Raw genomic sequence first — 22,275 nt, 5'->3', positions numbered from 1 at the left:
ACCACTGAGTTTTCGCGTTGAATTGCTTGATGAGGAACGCCCAGTCCCTGTCTTGCCACTGATCGGAGCAGAGCCCAAGAGGTTCACCAATCAATGGGGGAGCGTATGTGGAGTGCTGCAGGTATTTACGGGGCAGGTGGCGGGCGTGCTGTTCCGATAGGCATCGTAGCCCGAGGGGAGTCAGCGCCCGTCACGCCCGTTGCGCAAATGATTGCGGCGAAGCAGCTTCTTAACGAACTGTTTGATGCGCAGCAAACCGGCAAGAATCAAACGGTTCAAGACACGCGCGATAAATTGAACAGGCTGCGTGAGCAACTGGGTGATGAAAAATTCAAGACAATCCTGAACACGCTGATCGAAGAGGCGAATCAGCCGTTTCTTGAGTTTCTCAAACGGCTGCTGAGAGCGTTGTTTCCGGAGGACAACGACGACGTAGCGCCACCTCTGCCATCACCGGGAGGTGGAGGCAGCGGTCGCAGGGTCAACCCGCGTGATTTTGGCGGCAGTGAGCCCATGACCAACAAGCCCTTCAGTGAAGGGGCGCGCCACTTTGACTACAAACCTGATCACAGTAATCCCGGCAAGAGGCCGGGTGTCGGCAAGGGAGATGGCAACATCTGGAGTGGTTTCAAGCAGGGGCCGGATGGGAACTGTGTCACCGTTTCAGCCATAAAGGCCGCCATGATGAAGTTTGGTCAGAAACCCACCGATGTCTTCAAGGACGTGCGGCAAGCGGGCGACGGTTATGACGTGAAGATGCGAGATGGGTTCGAGCTGCATCTGTCTAAGGACGAATTGAAGCAGGCTGCAAGGTATGCGCAGTTCCAAGGAGATGATCCGGCCATGATGACCGATGCTAACTTCATGTACGCGGCAAGTGCCAAGCGAGCGCAGAAAGAGGGCAATGGGTTCGACGACAATACCAATACTGCAAAACAGAGCTTTGCCCATGCGATGCAGAGTTTGAACAATGGCGAAATGGGCTGGGAGGCGCTGAATAGGCTTGGGTTGAACGGTCTTTACCGGAGCTCTTCGAGCGCTGAACTCGCAAGCGGTAAGTTAGGCGTCGTGGATTACGGTGGCCATTCGATGGCTGTGATAGAGGGCAGCATAGAGCTTTGGGGACGGCGGGGTGGCGCGCCACGGCCGGGTAATGCGTACACGTTTAAATGATCGCTCATAAAAAAACCGATAAGCCCTGTGAGTACAGGCCTTATCGGTTTTACTCGATCCCGGGCAGTTAGGCCCGGGACCGGCTCAGCTTATTGGCAAGCTTCGCAATCCGGCTCATCGATCGCGCAAGCCTTTGGCACTGGGGCCGGGCCGGCTGGAGCAGCCAATACCGAATCATCACCGTGGTTGCCGCTGGAAACCGCGTTCAGCTTACCGGTGTTGATGGTCGACTTCTCGGTGCTGGTCGCGGCCAGGGCACGGAGGTAGTAAGTGGTTTTCAGGCCACGGTACCACGCCATGCGGTAGGTCACGTCGAGCTTCTTGCCCGAAGCGCCGGCGATGTACAGGTTCAGCGACTGAGCCTGGTCGATCCACTTCTGACGACGGCTGGCGGCGTCAACGATCCACTTGGTGTCCACTTCGAAGGCCGTCGCGTAGAGCTCTTTGAGTTCTTGCGGGATGCGCTCGATCTGCTGCACGGAGCCGTCGTAGTACTTCAGGTCGTTGATCATGACCGAGTCCCACAGGCCGCGGGCTTTCAGGTCGCGGACCAGGTACGGGTTGATCACGGTGAATTCGCCCGACAGGTTCGATTTCACATACAGGTTCTGGTAAGTCGGTTCGATCGACTGCGATACGCCGGTGATGTTGGCGATGGTCGCGGTCGGTGCGATGGCCATGATGTTGGAGTTACGAATACCTTTCTGCACACGGGCACGTACTGGTGCCCAGTCCAGGGATTCTTCCAGGTCAACATCAATGTACTTCTGGCCACGTTGCTCGATCAGGATCTGTTGCGAATCCAGCGGCAGGATGCCTTTGGACCACAGCGAGCCCTGGAACGTCTCGTAGGCACCGCGCTCGTCGGCCAGGTCGCAGGAAGCCTGGATCGCGTAATAGCTGACCGCTTCCATGGACTTGTCGGCGAACTCGACCGCCGCGTCCGAACCGTATGGAATGTGCTGCAGGTACAGCGCGTCCTGGAAGCCCATGATGCCCAGGCCCACGGGACGGTGCTTGAAGTTGGAGTTCTGCGCCTGTGGCACCGAGTAGTAGTTGATGTCGATCACGTTATCGAGCATGCGCACGGCGGTGTTGACGGTACGTTCCAGCTTGGCGGTGTCCAGCTTGCCGTTGACGATGTGGTTCGGCAGGTTGATCGAGCCCAGGTTGCAAACGGCGATCTCGTCCTTGTTGGTGTTCAAGGTGATCTCGGTGCACAGGTTCGAGCTGTGGACCACGCCCACGTGCTGCTGCGGGCTGCGCAGGTTGCACGGGTCTTTGAAGGTCAGCCATGGGTGGCCGGTTTCAAACAGCATGGACAGCATTTTGCGCCACAGGTCTTTGGCCTGGATGGTCTTGAACAGCTTGACCTTGCCTGGGTACTCGGTGAGGGCTTCGTAGTACTCGTAGCGCTCTTCGAAGGCTTTACCGGTCAGGTCGTGCAGGTCCGGCACTTCGGATGGCGAGAACAGAGTCCACTTGCCGTCATCGAAGACACGCTTCATGAACAGGTCAGGGATCCAGTTGGCGGTGTTCATGTCGTGGGTACGACGACGGTCATCACCGGTGTTCTTACGCAGCTCGATGAACTCTTCGATGTCCATGTGCCAGGTTTCCAGGTAGGCACAGACAGCGCCTTTGCGCTTGCCGCCCTGGTTGACCGCAACGGCGGTGTCGTTCACGACTTTCAGGAACGGAACAACGCCCTGGGACTTGCCGTTGGTGCCCTTGATGTACGAACCCAGTGCGCGCACCGGGGTCCAGTCGTTACCCAGGCCGCCAGCGAATTTGGACAACATGGCGTTGTCATGGATCGCGTGGTAGATGCCCGACAGGTCATCCGGCACGGTGGTCAGGTAGCAGCTGGACAGCTGTGGACGCAGGGTGCCGGCGTTGAACAGGGTCGGGGTCGACGACATGTAGTCAAAGGACGACAACAGGTTGTAGAACTCGATGGCACGGTCTTCTTTCTGCTTCTCTTCGATCGCCAGGCCCATGGCCACGCGCATGAAGAACACTTGCGGCAGTTCGAAGCGGATACCGTCCTTGTGGATGAAGTAACGGTCGTACAGGGTTTGCAGGCCCAGGTACGTGAACTGCTGGTCGCGCTCGTGGTTGATCGCCTTGCCGAGTTTTTCCAGGTCGAAGGTGGCCAGGACCGGGTTCAGCAATTCGAATTCGATACCCTTGGCGATGTAGGCCGGCAGGGCCTTGGCGTACAGGTCGGCCATTTCGTGGTGGGTGGCGCTGTCGGCGACTTTCAGGAAGCCCAGGCCTTCGGCACGCAGGGTGTCCATCAGCAGGCGCGCGGTCACGAACGAGTAGTTCGGCTCACGTTCAACCAGGGTACGGGCGGTCATCACCAGGGCGGTGTTGACGTCGGTCAGGGCCACGCCGTCGTACAGGTTTTTCAGAGTTTCGCGCTGGATCAGGTCACCATCGACTTCTTCCAGGCCTTCGCAGGCCTCGGTGATGATGGTGTTCAGGCGGCCCAGGTCCAGCGGTGCAAAGCTACCGTCGGCCAGGGTGATGCGGATCGACGGGTGAGCCTGTACGGCGGCTTCTTCGGCCGGGGAACGTACGGCACGTTCCTTGGCGCGCGAGTCGCGGTAGATCACGTAGTCGCGGGCAACTTTCTGCTCGCCGGCACGCATCAGGGCCAGTTCGACCTGGTCCTGGATTTCTTCGATGTGGATGGTGCCGCCCGAAGGCATGCGACGCTTGAAGGTCGCGGTGACTTGTTCGGTCAGGCGGGCAACGGTGTCGTGGATGCGCGACGAGGCAGCAGCGGTGCCGCCTTCAACTGCAAGAAACGCTTTGGTGATGGCGACGGTGATTTTGTCATCGGTGTAAGGAACGACAGTGCCGTTACGCTTGATCACGCGCAATTGGCCAGGTGCGGTGGCGGACAGATCCAGGTTCGAATCGGCGGCCTGCGGCACGGAGCCTTGCGGGTTCTCGCGAGTTGTGTCGGTTTGCATGGGGGGTTGTCTCCACGTTCTATATTTGATTGCGAGTGCCAGGCTCTTCCTGCAACACCCGTACCGTTTTCCATATCGGGGATGGGAAACAGCTGCCATCCGCGTGAGCGGTTTGGTCTACTGAAAATCGGTTGGTTCCATGCTGCGCTAGCAATAAAACGCTTGAATTTCTTGCCACTTGTGTGGTTGGGCGCTTTCTTCAAAAACCCCACATGTAGGGTCTTCTCCAGTGCCGAGGTACAAGATAATGCGTTTTCGAGGGGTTAGCAACGCAGTAACCTGTGGATAACGCTGTGGGTAAAATGTGTAAGAAAGGTTGAATGGGTGTGTAGGCCGCACTGCTGCTGGATTACGCCGTTTGTCATTAAATGTTTCGGGCTTAAAACAACCTGCCCATTTTCGAAGGGCGCGAACCCTATCACAAAAAAACGTGATCACCGAATGGATTTCCCGGCTTGTGTTTGAGGGTTGGCCCGTGGCTACAATCGGCCGTATCGGGCTACGAAGTTACCCAGATCATGCCCGCCTTTTATGACAGACATTGAGGTCACCCGTGGAGCAAGAAGCCTGGCAGGTATTGATAGTCGAAGACGACCAGCGATTGGCCGAATTGACCCGTGAGTATCTGGAGAGCAATGGCCTGCAGGTGTCCGTGGAAGGCGATGGCGCCCTGGCAGTGGGGCGCATCATCGACGAGCAGCCGGACCTGGTGATCCTCGACCTGATGCTGCCCGGCGAAGACGGCTTGAGCATCTGCCGCAAGGTGCGCGAGCGCTATGACGGCGTGATCCTGATGCTCACCGCGCGGACCGATGACATGGACCAGGTGCTGGGCCTGGACATGGGCGCGGACGACTACGTGTGCAAGCCTGTGCGTCCGCGCCTGTTGCTGGCACGCATCCAGGCCTTGCTGCGGCGCAGCGAACCGGCGGAACCGGCTGTCGTGGAGAACCAGCGTCGCCTGCAATTCGGTCCTTTGGTGGTGGACAACGCCCTGCGCGAAGCCTGGCTGAACAATGCCGGTATCGAGCTGACGAGCGCCGAGTTCGACCTTTTATGGCTGCTGGTGGCCAATGCCGGGCGGATCTTGTCCCGCGAAGAAATTTTCATCGCCCTGCGCGGCATCGGCTACGACGGCCAGGACCGCTCCATCGATGTGCGTATCTCACGTATCCGCCCCAAGATAGGTGACGATCCGATTCATCCGCGCCTGATCAAGACCATTCGCAGCAAGGGCTACCTGTTCGTCCCCGAAGCCGCCGCCGACATGCCGCTGTGAACTCGATCTTCCTGCGCATCTACGGCGGCATGTGCGCAGCGCTGATTCTGGTGGCGTTGCTCGGCGTGCTGGCCCTGCACCTGCTCAACGAGGTGCGTAGCGGCCAATACCGCGAGCGCCTGGCCCACGGCACCTTCGCCTTGATGGGCGACAACCTCCAACCCATGAGCCCCATCGAACGCCAGCGCGCCCTGGCCGTGTGGGAGCGCTTGCTCGGCATTCCCTTGGACCTGCGCCCCCTGGCCGAGGCGCAACTGGACTTGAGCCAGCGCAATCGCCTGCAACGCGGCCAGGTGCTGGTGGAGCAGACCGGGCCTCATGCCGCACGGGTGCTGCGCTTGGTCAGTGATCAGTCGCAGTTGGTGCTTACGGGCGAAGTGCAGCAGATCAGCGAACAGCTGGCGCGTGCGACTATCTACCTGCTTGCCGACGAACTGGTGCGCTTTCCGGTGGCTGAACAGCCGCAGCGCCTGGCGGATATAAAAGAAGCCAAGGGGTTTGGCTTCGACATGCACCTCATGACCCTCGACCAGGCCGACATGGACGAAGACCAGCGCCGTCGTGTCTCGGAAGGCGACACGGTGATGGCCCTGGGCAAGGGCGGCGACTCGATCCGCGTGTTTGCCGGCATGGTCGGTACGCCGTGGGTGCTGGAACTCGGGCCGCTGTATCAGATGAACCCTTACCCGCCGCAATGGCTGATCCTGATCGCTTTGATCGGCCTGACCCTGATCGGTTTGATCGTCTATCTATTGGTGCGTCAGCTTGAACGGCGGCTGCGCGGCCTGGAAGCCGCCGCCACCCGCATCGCCAAGGGCAACCTGGAAGTACGTGTGCCGGCCCGTGGCGCTGACTCGGTGGGGCGTCTGGCCGCAGCCTTCAATGGCATGGCTGAGCACTTGCAGCAGTTGCTGGCGATCCAGCGTGAGCTGGTGCGCGCGGTGTCCCACGAACTGCGCACGCCGGTGGCGCGCTTGCGTTTCGGCCTGGAAATGGTCGGCGATGCCACCACGGCCGAGGCGCGGCGTAAATATCTGGAGGGCATGGACAGCGATATCCAGGACCTCGATGGCCTGGTCGATGAAATGCTCACGTATGCGCGCCTGGAACAAGGCTCGCCGGAGCTGAATTTCCAGCGGGTCGACCTCGATGCGCTGCTCGATCAGGTGATAGGCGAATTATCGCCACTGCGTCCGCAAGTCAACGTGAGCAGGGGTATTTGCCTGTCGTCGGCGCACTTGGACGATGCCTGGGTCGACGCCGAGCCGCGTTACCTGCACCGTGCGCTGCAGAATCTGGTCAGCAATGCCATGCGCCATGCCCAGGGCCAGGTGTTGATCAGTTACCAGGTGGGCCAGGTGCGCTGCCGCATCGATGTCGAAGATGATGGTCCCGGTGTGCCTGAGAGTGCCTGGGAGCGGATCTTCACGCCGTTCCTGCGCTTGGACGACAGCCGAACTCGTGCGTCTGGCGGGCACGGGTTGGGGTTGTCGATCGTGCGGCGGATTATCTACTGGCACGGCGGGCGGGCATTGATTGGCAAGAGCAACAATTTGGGTGGGGCGTGCTTTAGCCTGAGTTGGCCGAGGGATCAGGAGAAACCCTAATACTGCTATCGCCGGCAAGCCGGCTCCTACAGGAAAATGCATTCCAAATGCAGAAGCCGGCTTGCCGGCACTAGCGCCCTATCAGGCGCCGACAGCCACCAGGCTCAACAGCTGCCCATCATCCACTGCAAACTGCCCTGCCAATTCCTTGCCATGGCACCACTCCTCGGACAAGTCCGTCAGCAGTCGCAGCCTTATATACCCGGCCTCAGTCCACTCCATCACCTCGGCATGCTCAAAGTAGAAGCGCTTCTGCACAATCGGGTAGAGCGCCTTGAACAGGCTCTCCTTGGCCGAAAACGTCAATGTCACCAATTGTGCAATCTGCTCCCTCGGCAAGGCGGCCAGACGCTGCAGTTCATCGGCAGTAAGAATTTCTCCCGCCAATCGCTCCGCCCGCTCCAGGCTCAGCACAGTCTCCAGGTCCATCCCCAGCCCACGCCATTGCGCCTTGTGCGCGACAATCGCGGCCGCATGCCCGGTGCTGTGGGTGATGGAACCACAGATATGCGCAGGCCACACCGGCGCGCGGTCTTCACCGATGGCGGGGATGTAGTTGAGGTGATCGAGTTGGTGCAGCGCGGCGCGGGCGCACAGTCGGCCGGCCAGGAATTCGGCCTGGCGCTTGGCTACTGAGCGCTGGATGCTGGCCGGGGGCGGGACGGCGCTGCGCTGGAAATCGCCGGCCGTTAATAAGGCGGGGTCAAAGCGCGTGCTGAGAAACACCGTGCCGGGCAAGGATTCGGGCAGCGGCCAATGGGCGTCGAGTGGGGTGCAGCAAGCGGGTAGGGAGTTCATGGGCGGTATTTTGCCGAGTTGATGCAAAACAGGATAGCCCGCTGCGGTTCAGGCGAGGTTCAGAGCTCGTTCAGGGGGAGTTCAGGGGCGCCTGCGTAGTCTGGATTCATACCCAAGGGCAACAGCCAAACGCATAGAGGTAACACCATGACTGCGATCAAACAGCTGATGTTGGCGTTGACCATGCTCAGTGCCGCCACGGGGGCCCAGGCCGCAGACGGTGCCTTCGCCGCATTCGGCGGTGAGAAAACCAAGAAATCCAGCACTTTGATCCAGCGTGTCAGTTTCGAAGAATCTGCCAGCCAGCCCACGCCCTGGGGCCAGTCCCTGGGCCTGGCAACCCCACAGCCGGCCTATCGCGCCGGCTATGAACACCTGACCGGCCAGTTCAATGGCATTCAATTGCGCCCGCAAGACCTGCAGGGCCGCTATGATATCCCTCTGTCGGACAGTTGATTTGCTTTGGAGAGCCTTATGAAATTGCTGGTGGTAGAAGATGAGGCGCTGCTGCGTCATCACCTGTTGACCCGCCTGACCGACAGCGGGCACGTGGTGGAGGCGGTGGCCAATGCCGAAGAGGCCCTGTACCAGACCGGCCAGTTCAACCATGACCTGGCGATCATCGACCTGGGCCTGCCCGGCATGGGCGGCCTGGACCTGATCCGCCAACTTCGCACCCAGGCCAAGACCTTCCCGATCCTGATCCTCACCGCCCGTGGCAATTGGCAGGACAAGGTCGAAGGCCTGGCGGCCGGTGCCGACGACTACGTGGTCAAGCCGTTCCAGTTTGAGGAGCTGGAGGCGCGGATGAACGCCTTGCTGCGCCGCTCCAGCGGGTTTACCCAGTCGACGATTGTCGCGGGCCCGCTGCTGCTGGACCTCAACCGCAAGCAGGCGTCCCTCGACGAACAGCCTTTGGCGCTGACGGCCTACGAATACCGAATCCTTGAGTACCTGATGCGCCATCACCAGCAAGTGGTGGCCAAGGACCGTTTGATGGAACAACTCTACCCCGATGATGACGAGCGTGATCCGAACGTGATTGAAGTGCTGGTCGGTCGCCTGCGCCGCAAGCTGGAAGGCCCGTCCGGGTTCAAGCCGATCGACACCGTGCGTGGCCTGGGTTACCTGTTCAATGAGCGCTGCCGTTGATTCGCTCGCTACGCGTGCGCTTGATGCTGGCGGCCGCCACCCTGGCCGTGCTGTTCATGCTGGGTTTGTTGCCGGCGATGCAAGGGGCGTTCAGCCTGGCGTTGCAGGACTCCATCGAGCAACGCCTGGCATCGGACGTCACGACGCTGATCTCGGCCGCGCGGGTGGAAAATAACCGCCTGTTGATGCCGGCGCAGTTGCCGGATGAGCGCTTCAACCTCACCGACAGCCGCTTGCTCGGCTACATCTATGACCGTGAAGGTCACTTGGTGTGGCGTTCTCGGGCGACCAAGGAAGAAAACATCAACTACAAGCCGCGCTACGACGGGCGCGGCAATGAATTTGCGCGGATCCGTGAGGCCAACGGCCAGGAATTCTTCGTCTACGACGTCGAGGTCAGGTTGCTGGGCGGTAAGAGTGCAGCGTTCAGTATCGTTGCCCTGCAACCGGTGCGCGAATACCAACTGACCCTCGAGGGCCTGCGCGAAAATCTCTACCTGGGCTTTGGCGCCGCGTTGCTGGTGCTGCTGACCTTGCTCTGGCTGGGCCTGACCTGGGGGTTGCAAGCCCTGCGGCGGCTGAGCCAGGAACTTGACCAGATCGAAGGCGGCACCCGCGAGAGCCTGTCCGAACAACACCCTCGCGAACTGCTGCGCCTTACCGGCTCCCTCAACCGTTTGCTGCACAGCGAGCGTGAGCAACGGGCGCGTTACCGTGATTCCCTCGACGACCTGGCCCACAGCCTGAAAACCCCGCTCGCCGTACTGCAAGGTGTGAGCGAAGACATGGCCCAGCGCCCGGAAGACCGCGACCAGGCCTGGGTGCTGCAATCGCAGATCGAGCGCATGAGCCAGCAGATCAGCTACCAGTTGCAGCGCGCCAGCCTGCGTAAAAGCGGCCTGGTGCGTCACCAGGTGCGGCTGGAACCGGTGCTGCAAAGCTTGTGCGACACGCTGGACAAGGTCTACCGCGACAAAGGCGTCACAGTGTCCTTTGAACTGCCGCAAGCATGCGACGTGCCGATCGAGAAGGGCGCCTTGCTGGAGTTGCTCGGTAACCTGCTGGAAAACGCCTACCGCCTGTGTCTGAGCGAAGTGCGCATCAGCTTCGTGGAAAACCTCGAAGGCAGTGAGCTGTGTATTGAAGATGATGGCCCTGGTGTGCCGCCGGATCAGCGTGCAAGGATTCTGCAGCGAGGTGAACGGCTGGACCGCCAACATCCGGGGCAGGGTATCGGCTTGGCGGTGGTCAAGGACATCATTGAAAGTTATGGCGCTCGGCTGACCTTGGGTGATTCGCCTCTGGGCGGCGCCGCGTTCAAGATTCACTTCCCCGCCGTTTGATCGGTTTTTGTGGTGAGCGGGCTTGCCCCGCGCTGGGGCGCGAAGCGGCCCTAATAGCGATGTCTGATATGGGACTGTTTCGCAGCCCAGCGCGGGGCAAGCCCGCTCACCACAGAGATAACTTTTTCCTCTAACTCTCTTGGGCCCGGTAAGCCCCCGGCGTCAGCCCCGTCCACTTCTTGAACGCCCGATGAAACGCCGACGGTTCCGAAAACCCGAGCTGTTCGGCAATCTCCTGCAGCGACAAATCCGCCCGGCCCAAATGATAGATGGCGATGTCCCGCCGCAACTCATCCTTGAGCGCCTGAAAGCTGCTGCCTTCTTCACGCAAATGCCTGCGCAGGGTCTGCGGGCTGATATGCAGGTGCTGGGCGACGGCTTCCAGGTCCGGCCAGGGCGTGCGGTCGCGGCTGAGCAAGCGGCGTATCTGGCTACTCAAGCTGTCGCCTTCATCCGGCCGAGAGAGCAAGTCGGCGGGTGAGCGCTCGAGGAAGTGCTTGAGGGTGCGTTCGTCCTGCAACAACGGCAGGTTCAAATAGCGTGCGGGAAACACCAGGCTGCTGTTCGGTGCACCGAATACCTGGACACAGGGAAACAGCAGGTCATATTCACCGGCGTGCGCCGGCATTGGGTAGCTGAAAGTGGCCTGATGCAGCCGGATACGTTGGCCGATCAGCCAACTGCCCAGTCGATGCCAGATCACCAGCAGGCACTCACTCAAGAAATGATCCGGGTCCCACAACTGCGAGTCGTCCAGGCTCAAGCGGGCCATTTCGCCTTCGCGTGTCAGCTGCCAGCGCGGGCCTTGTGGGAATAGGCTATAAAATAATAAACCGCGCTCCAGAGCCTTCTCCAAGGTGCGGCAGTGGATCAATGCGTGGCACATCATGGCGAAGGTGCCGCGTTTACTCGGGCCGTCGGCGAACCCCAGGTATTCGTCGTCCAGTGCCAGCCACAGCATTTGCAGCAGGCGGGTGAACTGCTCCGGCGCGATGCGGGCGCGAGGTTCGGTAAGCAGTTCGGGGGTGATGCCCACCTGCTGCAGCAAGCCCGAGTAGTCATAGCCGGCCCGACGCGCCCCGCCGAGGGCCGCCCTGGCGTAATGACTGGCGATGGTACGTTCACGCATGCGAAGGCCTCGTCCATGGAGGGGCTGATGGTAGTCAGCCCCGAATGCGGTCACAAGGCGGATATCCGCCAAATTGTAGGACGGGATTGGACGAGTGGGCGGAAATCCGCCACCTGTTTTGCCGCGTGGAGGGGCACCTCAGAACCCCAAGCCCTGATGTCTAAAGGCCTTCAGGGTTTTTCAGCGAAGTGGCACGGCGTTTGCGATAGGGATTACAGCGCAGGCTTGTTCCTACAGGGCTCGCAAACAACAAATCCCTCCAGTGCAGGAGGGTTCGCAATTCAAGTGTCGTGGGCAATGGCGGATCTTTGCCACACGGGACGATTGAGGAACTTTGCAATGACGACTCGTCAGCCAATCTACAAATCCCTGTACTTCCAGGTGATCGTTGCAATCGTTATCGGTATTTTGCTCGGTCACTTCTACCCGCAGACCGGTGTGGCCCTCAAGCCGCTGGGTGACGGGTTCATCAAACTGATCAAAATGGTCATCGCCCCGATCATCTTCTGCACCGTTGTCAGCGGCATCGCTGGCATGCAAAGCATGAAATCGGTCGGCAAGACCGGCGGCTATGCGCTGCTCTACTTCGAGATCGTTTCGACCATCGCGCTGCTGATCGGCTTGATCGTGGTAAACGTCGTGCAACCGGGCGCCGGCATGCACATCGACGTAGCGACCCTGGACGCGTCCAAAGTGGCGGCCTACGTCACTGCCGGTAAAGACCAGAGCATCGTCGGCTTTATCCTCAATGTGATCCCTAACACCATCGTCGGCGCCTTCGCCAACGGCGATATCCTGCAAGTGCTGATGTTCTCGGTGATCTTCGGTTTCGCCCTGCACCGCCTGGGTGCCTACGGCAAGCCGGTGCTGGACTTCATCGATCGCTTCGCCCACGTGATGTTCAACATCATCAACATGATCATGAAGCTCGCGCCAATCGGTGCCCTGGGTGCCATGGCGTTCACCATCGGCGCCTACGGTGTGGGTTCCCTGGTGCAGTTGGGTCAGCTGATGATTTGCTTCTACATCACCTGCATCCTGTTCGTGCTGGTGGTGCTGGGTGGTATCTGCCGCGCCCACGGTTTCAGTGTGATCAAATTGATCCGCTACATCCGTGAAGAGCTGCTGATCGTTCTGGGTACTTCGTCTTCCGAATCCGCACTGCCACGCATGCTGATCAAGATGGAGCGTCTGGGTGCGAAGAAATCCGTAGTAGGCCTGGTGATTCCAACCGGCTACTCCTTCAACCTCGACGGTACTTCGATCTACCTGACCATGGCTGCCGTGTTCATCGCCCAGGCGACTGACACCCACATGGACATCACCCACCAGATCACCCTGCTGCTGGTGCTGCTGCTGTCCTCCAAAGGCGCTGCAGGTGTGACCGGTTCGGGCTTCATCGTACTGGCTGCCACCCTGTCGGCCGTAGGCCACCTGCCGGTTGCCGGCCTCGCGCTGATCCTGGGTATCGACCGCTTCATGTCCGAAGCCCGCGCGCTGACCAACCTGGTGGGTAACGCGGTTGCCACCATCGTTGTGGCCAAGTGGGTCAAGGAACTGGACACCGACAAGCTGCAAAGCGAGCTGGCGTCCGGCGGTACCGGTATCTCGGAAACCCGCGAGCTGGATGACCTGGGCGTGGCCGAAGGCCCTGCACCTGTCGTCAAGTAAGCCGCTGCTGGCGTGACCTGACGCCACAGCAACCCACAAACGCCCCGACTGGTTCGGGGCGTTTGCGTTTCTGGCGCATTACTTTGGCTGCTTTTGTTTTACAGTAAGTGAATCGGTTGTGACGCTTGCAGGAGGTTTTGTGGACAGTGTTGATTTGAATGTCCTGCGCAGCGTGCTCGAATGGCGCCGCGCCGGGCAGCGAGTAGTGTTGTACAGCGTGGTTCAGACCTGGGGCAGCGCACCACGCCCGCCAGGGGCGATGCTGGCGTTGCGTGGCGATGGTGTGGTGATCGGCTCGGTGTCGGGTGGTTGCATCGAGGATGACTTGATTGCGCGCCTGCAGGATGGTCGCTTGCCTGAAGACGGGCCGCCGGTGCAATTGGTGACCTACGGTGTGACCCGCGATGAAGCTGCGCGTTTTGGTCTGCCATGCGGTGGCACCCTGCGCCTGACCGAGGAGCGCGTGGACGAGTGGGAGTGGGTGTCTGAGCTGCTGGCGCGGTGTGAAGATCACCAGATCGTCGCACGCGAGCTTGACCTGGCCACCGGCAAGGTCACCTTGGGCGGCGCGAGCAAGACGGATGTCGTGACTTTCGATGGCGAACGCTTGCGCGCCATCTATGGTCCGCGCTGGCGCCTGCTGTTGATCGGCGCCGGCCAGTTGTCGCGTTATGTGGCGGAAATGGCGCGCTTGCTGGATTTCGAAGTGCTGATCTGCGACCCGCGCGACGAATTCGTCTACGGCTGGGAAGAGCAGCATGGCCGCTTTGTACCTGGCATGCCCGATGAAGCGGTGCTGAACATCCAGACCGATGAGCGCACGGCCATCGTCTGCCTCACCCATGACCCGCGCCTGGATGATATGGCCTTGCTGACAGCGCTGAATTCATCGGCGTTCTATATCGGCGCACTGGGTTCGCGGGTCAATAGCCAAAAACGCCGGGAAAACCTCGCTGCGCTGGGGCTGTCCTCCGAGGCGATCGCACGCCTGCATGGGCCGATTGGCTTGCATATCGGCAGCCACACTCCGTCGGAGATCGCGTTGTCGCTGATGGCGGAAATTGTCGCGATCAAAAACGGTGTGGCGCCGATGCAGAAGAAACCATTGCCGGTGGTGGCTGAGTGACTGTCACAGCAATTGTGCTCGCGGCGGGGCAGGGCAGTCGCTTTCGTGCCGTGGCGGGGGTAGACCAGGATAAGTTGTTGGCTGATTGTGTGGGGCTGGATGGCGTAACACGGCCGGTGATCGAGCAGGTGCTGATGAGTCTGCCGGCAGCTGTGGTTGAGCGCTGGGTGGTGACTTCACCGGACCGGCGTGAAGTGATTCGCTTGGCAGAGGCCTACGGTTGCAAGGTCTTGCTGCTGCGCTCAGCAGGCATGGGTGACAGTATTGCGGCGGCGGTTGCAGCCAGTGCGGCGGCGGACGGCTGGCTGGTGGTGCTGGGAGATATGCCGTTTATCTGGTCGTCCAGCGTTGAACGGGTGATTGATGGGCTGGAGGAGGGTGACATCAGTGTGCCGGTGCAGGATGGGCAGTATGGGCACCCTGTGGCGTTTAGCCGGGCATCTGGGCCAGGGCTGATGGCGTTGAAAGGTGATCGTGGTGCCAGGCCGTTGTTTGCGCAGGCGAAGGTATGTGAAGTGTCTGTTGATGATCCGGGCGTGCTCTGGGATGTCGACCTGCCACAGTCTTTACATTACTCCCCACCCTAATTGTAGGCGCCGGCAAGCCGGCTCCTACGGTTGAATGTGTATCCGTAGTCAATAAAAAGCCCCGCCTGATCACTCAGGCGGGGCTTTTTAGTCGCTGCGCGAATCAGGCGAGAGGTTTGCTCTCGTGCTCTGCTTCCTGTGCTGCGGCAGCAGCTGCGGCGGCTTCGGCTTCCTTGCGACGACGACGCACTTCACGTGGGTCGTTCGGGGCACGGCCGTTTTCGGTCAGCGCGCTGACCGGTGCTGCTTCAACCACGGGGGCGGCAACTTCGGCAACCATCGGCGCTTCAACCACTGGCGCAGGTTCAACGACCGGAGCAGGCTCAACCACTGGGGCTGGCTCGGCAACCACGACTTCGGCAACCGGTGCTGGGGCTTCTTCTACCACAGTGGCAGGTTGTGGCGCTTCAACCGGCGCGGCAGGCTCGGCAGTCCATTGGAAGGCGGTCTGTTCTTCACGAACTTCGCGAACTTCACGTACTTCTGGCGCTGCTTCGACAACCGGTGCTTCAACCACCGCTTCAACCACTGGCTGAGGCTCAATCACTGGGGCGGGCTCAACCGCTGCCACTTCAACTTCTGGCTGGGCTTCTTGAACCGGGGCAACTTCCACTTCCGGAACAACCGGCGCTTCGATTGGGGTGGTGGCTTCTACAACCGGAGCCTCTACGACTGGCGCTTCAACTGCAGGCGCTTCAACAACCGGCGCTTCAACCACTGGGGTCTCGGCAGCAGGTGCTTCAACCGCTACGGTTTCTTCAACAGCAGCAGTGGCACGTTCAGCCTGTTCGTGAGCCTTGGCTTCAGCCGGTGCGCTGATGACCGAGCTGGCAACCGCAGCGGTAACGGCCAGGCCGGCAGCCAGTTCGGCGCCAGTCGGTTCGCTGGTAGCGGCTTCTGCGTTCTCGCCGGTCTCTTCCGAGCCTTCGATCACGTTGCCGTTGGCATCACGTTGACGCTCACGACGGTTGCTGCGACGACGCTGGCCACGGGAGCGGCGGCGTGGACGATCGCCTTCGGCGCCTTCCTGACCGTCTTCCTGCAGTTGCTCTTCGCCGGTCAGCACTTCTTCTTCGCTGGCGGCAGCGGCTTGTTCGGCACGCGGTTGACGCTCTTCACGCGGGGCGCGAGGTTGGCGTTCTTCACGTGGCGCACGCTCTTCACGCGGCTGGCGAGCTGGACGCTCTTCGGTAGCAGCAGCGGCGGCGCCGGCTACAGCAGGGGCTGCGTCCAGCGGCTCACGCAGTTCGCGCACACGTTCTTCACGCTCGCCACGTGGCTTGCGGTCTTCACGTGGGGCACGTGGAGTGCGCGGTGCACGCTCTTCGCGTGGTGCGCGTTCTACAGTCGGGGTTTCTTCACGGGCTTCGCGAGGGGCACGTTCTTCGCGTGGAGCGCGTTCTTCACGCGGTGCACGTTCTTCGCGCGGCTTGCGCTCTTCGTCACGACGACCATTGCGGTTACGGCTCTGCTGGCGACCGTTGCGACGTTCTTCGTTGCGCGCAGGGCGCTCGGCGGCAGGTTTCTCAACCACAACCGGAGCAGCTGGCTCTTCCTTGGTGGCGAACAGGCTGACCAGCGACTTCACCAGGCCTTTGAACAGGCTTGGCTCAGGCAGGGCGGCCGGTGCGGCAACTGGCGCGGCGACTTCGGTCGGAACCGGTGCGTTGGCGCGGGCCGGCGCGGTCTTGACTGCGGCTTCCTGGCGAACCAGGGTGCGGGTCGCGGCAGCAGGCTGGACTTCTTCCACTTCGGCAGCGGCAGCGGCGATTTCGTAGCTGGACTGGCCGCTGTGGGCTTCCGGGCTGTCGTCACGCAGGCGCTGCACTTCGAAGTGCGGGGTTTCGAGGTGATCGTTCGGCAGGATGACGATACGGGCACGGGTGCGCAGTTCGATCTTGGTGATCGAGTTGCGTTTTTCGTTGAGCAGGAACGCTGCAACCGGGATCGGCACTTGCGCGCGGACTTCGGCGGTGCGGTCTTTCAGGGCTTCTTCTTCGATCAAGCGCAGGATCGCCAGCGACAGCGATTCAACGTCACGGATGATGCCGGTGCCGTTGCAACGCGGGCAGACGATGCCGCTGCTCTCGCCCAGGGACGGACGCAGGCGCTGACGGGACATTTCCAGCAGGCCGAAGCGCGAAATGCGGCCGACCTGTACGCGGGCACGGTCAGCTTCCAGGCATTCGCGGACTTTTTCTTCCACGGCGCGTTGGTTCTTGGCCGGGGTCATGTCGATGAAGTCGATCACGATCAGGCCGCCGATGTCACGCAGGCGCAGCTGGCGGGCGATTTCTTCAGCCGCTTCCAGGTTGGTCTGCAGGGCGGTTTCTTCGATGTCGCTGCCTTTGGTCGCACGCGCCGAGTTGATGTCGATGGACACCAGGGCTTCGGTCGGGTCGATCACGATGGAGCCACCGGAAGGCAGTTCGACCACGCGCTGGAAGGCGGTCTCGATCTGGCTTTCGATCTGGAAACGGTTGAACAGCGGAACGCTGTCTTCGTACAGCTTGATCTTGCTGGCGTACTGCGGCATCACCTGGCGGATGAAGGTCAGGGCTTCGTCCTGGGCTTCAACGCTGTCGATCAGCACTTCGCCGATGTCCTGGCGCAGGTAATCGCGGATGGCGCGGATGATCACGTTGCTTTCCTGATAGATCAGGAACGGCGCGGAACGATCCAGGGACGCTTCTTTGATAGCGGTCCATAGTTGCAGCAGGTAGTCGAGGTCCCACTGCATTTCTTCGCTGCTGCGGCCCAGGCCTGCAGTGCGAACGATCAGGCCCATGTCGGCCGGTGCGATCAGGCCGTTCAGCGCTTCACGCAGTTCGTTGCGCTCTTCGCCTTCGATGCGACGGGAAATGCCGCCGGCACGTGGGTTGTTTGGCATCAGGACCAGGTAACGGCCGGCCAGGCTGATGAAGGTGGTCAGGGCTGCGCCCTTGTTGCCACGTTCTTCTTTTTCTACCTGGACGATGACTTCCTGGCCTTCGCTCAGGACGTCCTTGATGTTCACGCGGCCTTCAGGAGCTTTCTTGAAGTATTCGCGGGAGATTTCTTTGAGTGGCAGGAAGCCGTGGCGCTCGGAGCCGAAATCGACAAAGGCAGCCTCAAGGCTTGGTTCGATGCGAGTAATACGGCCTTTATAGATGTTGGCCTTCTTTTGCTCGCGTGCACCGGATTCGATGTCCAGGTCGTAGAGGCGTTGGCCATCTACCAGTGCAACACGCAACTCTTCGGGTTGAGTTGCGTTAATCAGCATTCTTTTCATGTTGTACCGTCGGTTTCCGGGCTGCCGGAAACGGCGTTCGGCACACACGACTTCTCACGGTCGGTGTCAGGTGCGTCAAGAGTGGTTGGCCACTCCAGTGTCCAGCAAAAACCAGCCAATTGGGCCGGTATCGCGACGGACGCGTCCTGCTTGTTAGCGGTGGTGACAAAGGCACCACTTCAACAAAAGCTAAGGTCAGGAGGAGGAATCAACCGGCGACTGTGGACGAGATGAAGCGTCTAAATATAAGCCTAGTGCTACACAGTCCGACGGTTGTGCATCTCCACCCTACACGTATCCCTGATAATTCGGGTGCTGCCGCGCGCAGAATCCGCAGCGGGTTGGCATTTACCGTGTTCTCCAATGGGGAGTCCACGCTCATGGCTAAACAAGACTAGGTGTGGGCGGTTGCGCTCTCACTCAGCTCTTAACAGGCGTTGTTTCCGAAGTATTCGCCGTGGTCTGGTCCAAGACTGACTGCACTTTGTGAACTGGCCGTAAATATCGGCGCAGAACGCGAGTATTTACTCTGCTTTCTGCACTCGCTTCAGGCCTCATGTCACCTGCGCTTGTTACAATCTTGAGCCTTCCAGGGTGGCGAAAGCCCCGTAGGACGGCCTCGCGTCCTGATGAATTGCGATGGTCAGGGCCGGCAGTTTGCCGCAAGTCCTCTGTCCAGGCCGCTTTTGGCGGCGTTCGCGACTATAGCAGCAATGATTAAGTGCTTCAATTCCATAAAAAATTGTTATCATCGCCGCCATGACGACTACCGCCCCCCAGACCCCCAGCGTCCAGCTGCTTGAGGTCTCGCCGGAATATGCCGGCCAACGCATCGACAATTTTCTCCTGGCCAGGCTCAAAGGCGTGCCCAAGACCTTGATTTACCGCATCTTGCGTAAAGGTGAAGTGCGGGTGAACAAGGGCCGGATCAAGCCCGAGTACAAGTTGCAGGCGGGCGATATCGTCCGTGTGCCGCCGGTTCGCGTGCCGGAGCGTGACGAGCCTGTGCCATTGGCGCAGGGGTTGCTGCAACGCCTGGAAGCCTCGATTGTCTTCGAAGACAACAAGCTGATCGTGATCAACAAGCCTTGCGGCATTGCGGTTCACGGCGGCAGTGGACTGAATTTCGGCGTGATCGAAGCCTTTCGTCAGTTGCGCCCGGACGCCAAGGAGCTGGAGTTGGTCCATCGCCTGGACCGTGACACCTCTGGCCTGCTGATGATCGCCAAGAAGCGCAGCATGTTGCGCCACCTGCACACCGCCCTGCGTGGCGATGGTGTGGACAAGCGCTACATGGCGCTGGTGCGCGGTAACTGGGCCAGTTCCATCAAGAGCGTCCGTGCGCCGTTGCAGAAGAGCAACCTGCGTTCCGGCGAGCGCATGGTGGAAGTGGACGAGGAGGGCAAAGAGGCCCTGACCCTGTTCAAGGTGCTGCGCCGCTTCGGTGACTTCGCCACCCTGGTCGAGGCCAAGCCGGTGACCGGGCGTACCCACCAGATCCGCGTGCACACCCTGCACGCTGGTCATTGCATCGCTGGCGATACCAAGTACGGCGACGAGGATTTCTCCAAGGAGATTCGCGATCTGGGCGGCAAGCGCCTGTTCCTGCACGCTTACATGCTCACCGTGCCGCTGCCCGATGGTGGCGAGTTGAAGCTGCAGGCGCCGGTCGATGAAATGTGGGCCAAGACCGTGGAGCGCTTGAGTGTCGCACCTTGATTACAAACTGCTGATTTTCGATTGGGACGGCACTCTGGCCAACTCCATTGGCCGGATTGTCGAGTCGATGCATGCAGCGTCGACCCGCTCGGGCTACGCGCTGTGCACCGATCATGCGGTCAAGGGCATTATCGGCCTGGGCCTGCCTGAGGCCATTCGTACCTTGTACCCCGAGATCAGTGACGCCGAGCTGGTCACCTTCCGTGATCACTATGCCGATCACTACATCGCCCTGGAGGCCACGCCTTCGCCCTTGTTCGACGGTGTGGTGCAGTCTCTGGAGGCGTTCCGCGCCGAGGGTTATCACTTGGCCGTCGCCACCGGCAAGGCGCGTCGCGGGCTGGACCGTGTGCTCAAGGCTCACGGTTGGGAAGATTATTTCGATATCACCCGTGCCGCCGATGAAACTGCCAGCAAGCCTCACCCTCTGATGCTGGAGCAGATCCTGGCCCATTGCGGCGTGTCGCCACGCCAGGCCTTGATGGTGGGTGATGCTTCCTTCGACTTGATGATGGCGCGCAATGCGGGCATGGACAGCGTGGCGGTCAGTTATGGCGCCCAGGCTGCCGAGGCCTTGCAGCAATACGAGCCGCGTCTGACGATCGATCATTTTTCCGAATTGCAGGCCTGGCTCGGCCGGGTCCGATAAGTCTTTGCTGGGGTTGATGGCATGAGTGACGAGTGGAAAGCGCCCGAAAAGGCTGAAAGCAGTGATGACAAAAGCTGGAAGCTGCTGGAGAAAACCCTCCTGGCCAGCGTTCAGGAGCAGCGTCGTGCACGGCGTTGGGGGATCTTCTTCAAGCTGCTGACGTTCGTCTGGCTTATCGCCATGCTCGCCTTGTTCAGCCCGCTGATGGACATGGAAAAAAGCGCAACCCGTGGCGCCAATTACACCGCGTTGATCGAAGTGCGCGGGGTGATTGCCGACAAGGAGTCCGCCAGTGCCGACAACATCGTCAGCAGCCTGCGTGCTGCGTTTGAAGACCCCAAGGTCAAGGGCGTGATCCTGCGCATCAACAGCCCGGGTGGCAGTCCTGTGCAGTCCGGCTATGTGTATGACGAAATTCGCCGTCTGCGTGGCTTGCACCCTGATATCAAGCTGTATGCGGTGATTTCCGACCTGGGGGCTTCGGGTGCTTATTACATCGCCAGTGCTGCTGATCAGATTTACGCCGATAAGGCTAGCCTGGTGGGGTCCATTGGTGTGACGGCGGCCGGTTACGGGTTTGTCGGCGCCATGGAGAAACTGGGGGTGGAGCGTCGCACCTACACGTCGGGCGAGCACAAGTCGTTCCTTGATCCGTTCCAGCCGCAGAAGGCTGACGAGACCCAGTTCTGGCAGGGCGTGCTCGACACCACCCATCGCCAGTTCATCGCCAGCGTGAAGCAGGGGCGCGGCGATCGTCTGAAGGATAAGGATCATCCGGAGTTGTTCTCCGGCCTGGTGTGGTCGGGCGAGCAGGCGTTGCCGCTGGGTCTGATCGATGGCCTGGGCAGTGCAAGTTCGGTGGCGCGGGATGTGATTGGCGAGAAGGAGCTGGTGGACTTCACGGTTGAGGAATCGCCGTTTGATCGTTTTTCCAAGCGGCTCGGTGCCAGCGTGGCGGAGAAGCTGGCCTTCTATATGGGCTTCCAAGGCCCATCCCTACGCTGAAATACCCTGTAGGAGTCGGCTTGCCAGCGATAGCGATGGGTCAGCCGGCATTGGCGGTGGCTGATCCACCGTTATCGCTGGCAAGCCAGCTCCTACAGTGGTTTTGTGGTGTTCTCAGGGGATTTGCACACCTTCGGCGAGCAGCATGTCGACCAGTCGTATCAGTGGTAGGCCCACTAAGCTGGTCGCGTCCGGCCCTTCGGTGCTCTGGAACAGGCTCACACCCAATCCTTCTGCCTTGAAGCTACCTGCGCAGTCATACGGCTGCTCAATCCGCAGATAGCGCTCGATGCGTTCAGCATCCAGTTCGCGCATGTGCACGCTAAAGGGTACGCAGTCGACCTGGCAGTGCCCCGTCTCGCTGTTCAGCAGTGCCAGTCCGGTGAGGAAGCTGACGCGCTTGCCGCTGGCCGCCAGCAATTGTTGGCGGGCGTTCTCGAAGGTGTGGGGCTTGCCGATGATCCGGCCGTCGAGTGCCGCGACCTGGTCGGAGCCTATAATCAGATGCCCTGGATGGCTGGCGGCGAGTGCACGGGCTTTCTGTTCGGCCAGGCGCTTGACCAGTTCAATGGCGGATTCATTTTCGCGGTGGCTCTCGTCGATATCCGGCGAGCTGCAGATGAACGGCAGGTGCAGGCGGCTCAGCAATTCCCGGCGATAAACCGAGCTGGATGCGAGTAATAAAGGCAGCATGGGCGTCTCCTCAGGGCAGTCGGGGATTCTAGCGGGGCGACCGGCTGACGCACAGGGCTGAATTTCCTTTGACATGGCTGGGTGCATCC

General features: G+C 60.6%; 17 protein-coding genes. 12 read left to right on the top strand and 5 right to left on the bottom strand.

The features are described from left to right. The first annotated feature begins 207 nt into the window (after nucleotides 1-207). On the top strand, nucleotides 208-1,173 hold the full coding sequence (locus tag RB216_RS22400; protein WP_308908898.1) for a hypothetical protein: 966 nt from the start codon (nucleotides 208-210) through the stop codon (nucleotides 1,171-1,173). Between the two features lie 89 nt (nucleotides 1,174-1,262). Here RB216_RS22400 and RB216_RS22395 read toward each other — a convergent pair whose 3' ends face one another. Further along, nucleotides 1,263-4,157, bottom strand: coding sequence for a ribonucleoside-diphosphate reductase subunit alpha (locus RB216_RS22395; RefSeq protein WP_028617595.1), 2,895 nt, complete (start codon nucleotides 4,155-4,157; stop codon nucleotides 1,263-1,265). 553 nt (nucleotides 4,158-4,710) lie between these two features. Between RB216_RS22395 and RB216_RS22390 the strand changes: the two genes are divergently transcribed. Then, complete coding sequence (locus tag RB216_RS22390; protein ID WP_068937471.1) at nucleotides 4,711-5,436, top strand: response regulator; 726 nt, start codon at nucleotides 4,711-4,713, stop codon at nucleotides 5,434-5,436. Beyond that, nucleotides 5,433-7,043, top strand: a complete 1,611-nt coding sequence (locus RB216_RS22385) for an ATP-binding protein (protein WP_028617593.1) — start codon at nucleotides 5,433-5,435, stop codon at nucleotides 7,041-7,043. The genes RB216_RS22390 and RB216_RS22385 overlap by 4 nt, the downstream gene beginning before the upstream one ends. Before the next feature lie 81 nt (nucleotides 7,044-7,124). On the opposite strand, the gene RB216_RS22380 is transcribed toward RB216_RS22385, so the two are convergent. Continuing rightward, nucleotides 7,125-7,841 carry a 4'-phosphopantetheinyl transferase family protein gene (locus tag RB216_RS22380; RefSeq protein ID WP_068937473.1) on the bottom strand — a complete coding sequence of 239 codons (717 nt, stop codon included), beginning with the start codon at nucleotides 7,839-7,841 and terminating at the stop codon, nucleotides 7,125-7,127. A gap of 147 nt (nucleotides 7,842-7,988) precedes the next feature. Here RB216_RS22380 and RB216_RS22375 point away from each other — a divergent pair, with 147 nt between their 5' ends. The 3 genes from RB216_RS22375 to RB216_RS22365 are packed head-to-tail and all read left to right on the top strand — an operon-like array spanning nucleotide 7,989 to nucleotide 10,336. Beyond that, nucleotides 7,989-8,297: a hypothetical protein gene (locus RB216_RS22375; protein WP_028617591.1), complete on the top strand. Its 309-nt coding sequence runs from the start codon at nucleotides 7,989-7,991 to the stop codon at nucleotides 8,295-8,297. A gap of 18 nt (nucleotides 8,298-8,315) precedes the next feature. Further along, a complete protein-coding gene (locus RB216_RS22370) occupies nucleotides 8,316-8,993 on the top strand; it encodes a response regulator (protein WP_308907903.1) in 678 nt (225 codons plus the stop codon). Next, on the top strand, nucleotides 8,990-10,336 hold the full coding sequence (locus RB216_RS22365; RefSeq protein WP_028617590.1) for an ATP-binding protein: 1,347 nt from the start codon (nucleotides 8,990-8,992) through the stop codon (nucleotides 10,334-10,336). Before RB216_RS22370 ends, RB216_RS22365 begins: the two co-directional genes overlap by 4 nt. 130 nt (nucleotides 10,337-10,466) lie before the next feature. On the opposite strand, the gene RB216_RS22360 is transcribed toward RB216_RS22365, so the two are convergent. Further along, nucleotides 10,467-11,465, bottom strand: coding sequence for an AraC family transcriptional regulator (locus RB216_RS22360; RefSeq protein ID WP_028617589.1), 999 nt, complete (start codon nucleotides 11,463-11,465; stop codon nucleotides 10,467-10,469). A gap of 339 nt (nucleotides 11,466-11,804) precedes the next feature. Here RB216_RS22360 and RB216_RS22355 point away from each other — a divergent pair, with 339 nt between their 5' ends. The 3 genes from RB216_RS22355 (at nucleotide 11,805) to RB216_RS22345 (ending at nucleotide 14,849) form a co-directional block, all read left to right on the top strand. After that, on the top strand, nucleotides 11,805-13,136 hold the full coding sequence (locus RB216_RS22355; protein WP_028617588.1) for a dicarboxylate/amino acid:cation symporter: 1,332 nt from the start codon (nucleotides 11,805-11,807) through the stop codon (nucleotides 13,134-13,136). Nucleotides 13,137-13,275: 139 nt separating this feature from the next. Beyond that, nucleotides 13,276-14,262 carry an XdhC family protein gene (locus RB216_RS22350; protein WP_068937475.1) on the top strand — a complete coding sequence of 329 codons (987 nt, stop codon included), beginning with the start codon at nucleotides 13,276-13,278 and terminating at the stop codon, nucleotides 14,260-14,262. Then, nucleotides 14,259-14,849, top strand: coding sequence for a nucleotidyltransferase family protein (locus tag RB216_RS22345; RefSeq protein ID WP_236318276.1), 591 nt, complete (start codon nucleotides 14,259-14,261; stop codon nucleotides 14,847-14,849). The genes RB216_RS22350 and RB216_RS22345 overlap by 4 nt, the downstream gene beginning before the upstream one ends. A gap of 103 nt (nucleotides 14,850-14,952) precedes the next feature. Here RB216_RS22345 and rne read toward each other — a convergent pair whose 3' ends face one another. Then, a complete protein-coding gene (rne, locus tag RB216_RS22340) occupies nucleotides 14,953-18,111 on the bottom strand; it encodes a ribonuclease E (RefSeq protein WP_308907902.1) in 3,159 nt (1,052 codons plus the stop codon). A 768-nt stretch (nucleotides 18,112-18,879) separates the two neighbouring features. Between rne and rluC the strand changes: the two genes are divergently transcribed. From rluC to RB216_RS22325, 3 genes are read left to right on the top strand one after another with little or no spacing between them, the layout of a single operon-like run. Beyond that, the gene (gene rluC, locus RB216_RS22335; protein ID WP_028617584.1) at nucleotides 18,880-19,839 is read left to right on the top strand and encodes a 23S rRNA pseudouridine(955/2504/2580) synthase RluC; all 960 of its coding nucleotides are present in this window, start codon (nucleotides 18,880-18,882) and stop codon (nucleotides 19,837-19,839) included. Beyond that, nucleotides 19,826-20,488: an HAD-IA family hydrolase gene (locus tag RB216_RS22330; protein ID WP_068937479.1), complete on the top strand. Its 663-nt coding sequence runs from the start codon at nucleotides 19,826-19,828 to the stop codon at nucleotides 20,486-20,488. The genes rluC and RB216_RS22330 overlap by 14 nt, the downstream gene beginning before the upstream one ends. A gap of 21 nt (nucleotides 20,489-20,509) precedes the next feature. Further along, nucleotides 20,510-21,493, top strand: coding sequence for a S49 family peptidase (locus RB216_RS22325; RefSeq protein WP_028617582.1), 984 nt, complete (start codon nucleotides 20,510-20,512; stop codon nucleotides 21,491-21,493). 114 nt (nucleotides 21,494-21,607) lie between these two features. Here the strand turns inward: RB216_RS22325 and RB216_RS22320 are convergent, their stop codons facing one another. Further along, entirely contained in the window at nucleotides 21,608-22,186 is a 579-nt protein-coding gene (locus tag RB216_RS22320; protein WP_028617581.1) for a Maf family protein, read from the bottom strand. Nucleotides 22,187-22,275 lie beyond the last annotated feature (89 nt).

Origin of the sequence: Pseudomonas canadensis (genome assembly GCF_030980095.1) — a bacterium.
Lineage (GTDB): Bacteria > Pseudomonadota > Gammaproteobacteria > Pseudomonadales > Pseudomonadaceae > Aquipseudomonas > Aquipseudomonas canadensis.
The sequence above is the reverse complement of the archived record's forward strand: the minus strand, read 5'-3'. Positions and strand labels throughout refer to the sequence as shown.

Excerpts from the sequence above, each read along its gene's own strand:
- rluC (WP_028617584.1), top strand. The coding sequence starts at position 18,880 with ATGACGACTACCGCCCCCCAGACCCCCAGCGTCCAGCTGCTTGAGGTC.
- rne (WP_308907902.1), bottom strand. The coding sequence starts at position 18,111 with ATGCTGATTAACGCAACTCAACCCGAAGAGTTGCGTGTTGCACTGGTA.
- RB216_RS22355 (WP_028617588.1), top strand. The coding sequence starts at position 11,805 with ATGACGACTCGTCAGCCAATCTACAAATCCCTGTACTTCCAGGTGATC.
- RB216_RS22380 (WP_068937473.1), bottom strand. The coding sequence starts at position 7,841 with ATGAACTCCCTACCCGCTTGCTGCACCCCACTCGACGCCCATTGGCCG.
- RB216_RS22375 (WP_028617591.1), top strand. The coding sequence starts at position 7,989 with ATGACTGCGATCAAACAGCTGATGTTGGCGTTGACCATGCTCAGTGCC.
- RB216_RS22370 (WP_308907903.1), top strand. The coding sequence starts at position 8,316 with ATGAAATTGCTGGTGGTAGAAGATGAGGCGCTGCTGCGTCATCACCTG.
- RB216_RS22395 (WP_028617595.1), bottom strand. The coding sequence starts at position 4,157 with ATGCAAACCGACACAACTCGCGAGAACCCGCAAGGCTCCGTGCCGCAG.
- RB216_RS22320 (WP_028617581.1), bottom strand. The coding sequence starts at position 22,186 with ATGCTGCCTTTATTACTCGCATCCAGCTCGGTTTATCGCCGGGAATTG.
- RB216_RS22400 (WP_308908898.1), top strand. The coding sequence starts at position 208 with ATGATTGCGGCGAAGCAGCTTCTTAACGAACTGTTTGATGCGCAGCAA.
- RB216_RS22325 (WP_028617582.1), top strand. The coding sequence starts at position 20,510 with ATGAGTGACGAGTGGAAAGCGCCCGAAAAGGCTGAAAGCAGTGATGAC.
- RB216_RS22360 (WP_028617589.1), bottom strand. The coding sequence starts at position 11,465 with ATGCGTGAACGTACCATCGCCAGTCATTACGCCAGGGCGGCCCTCGGC.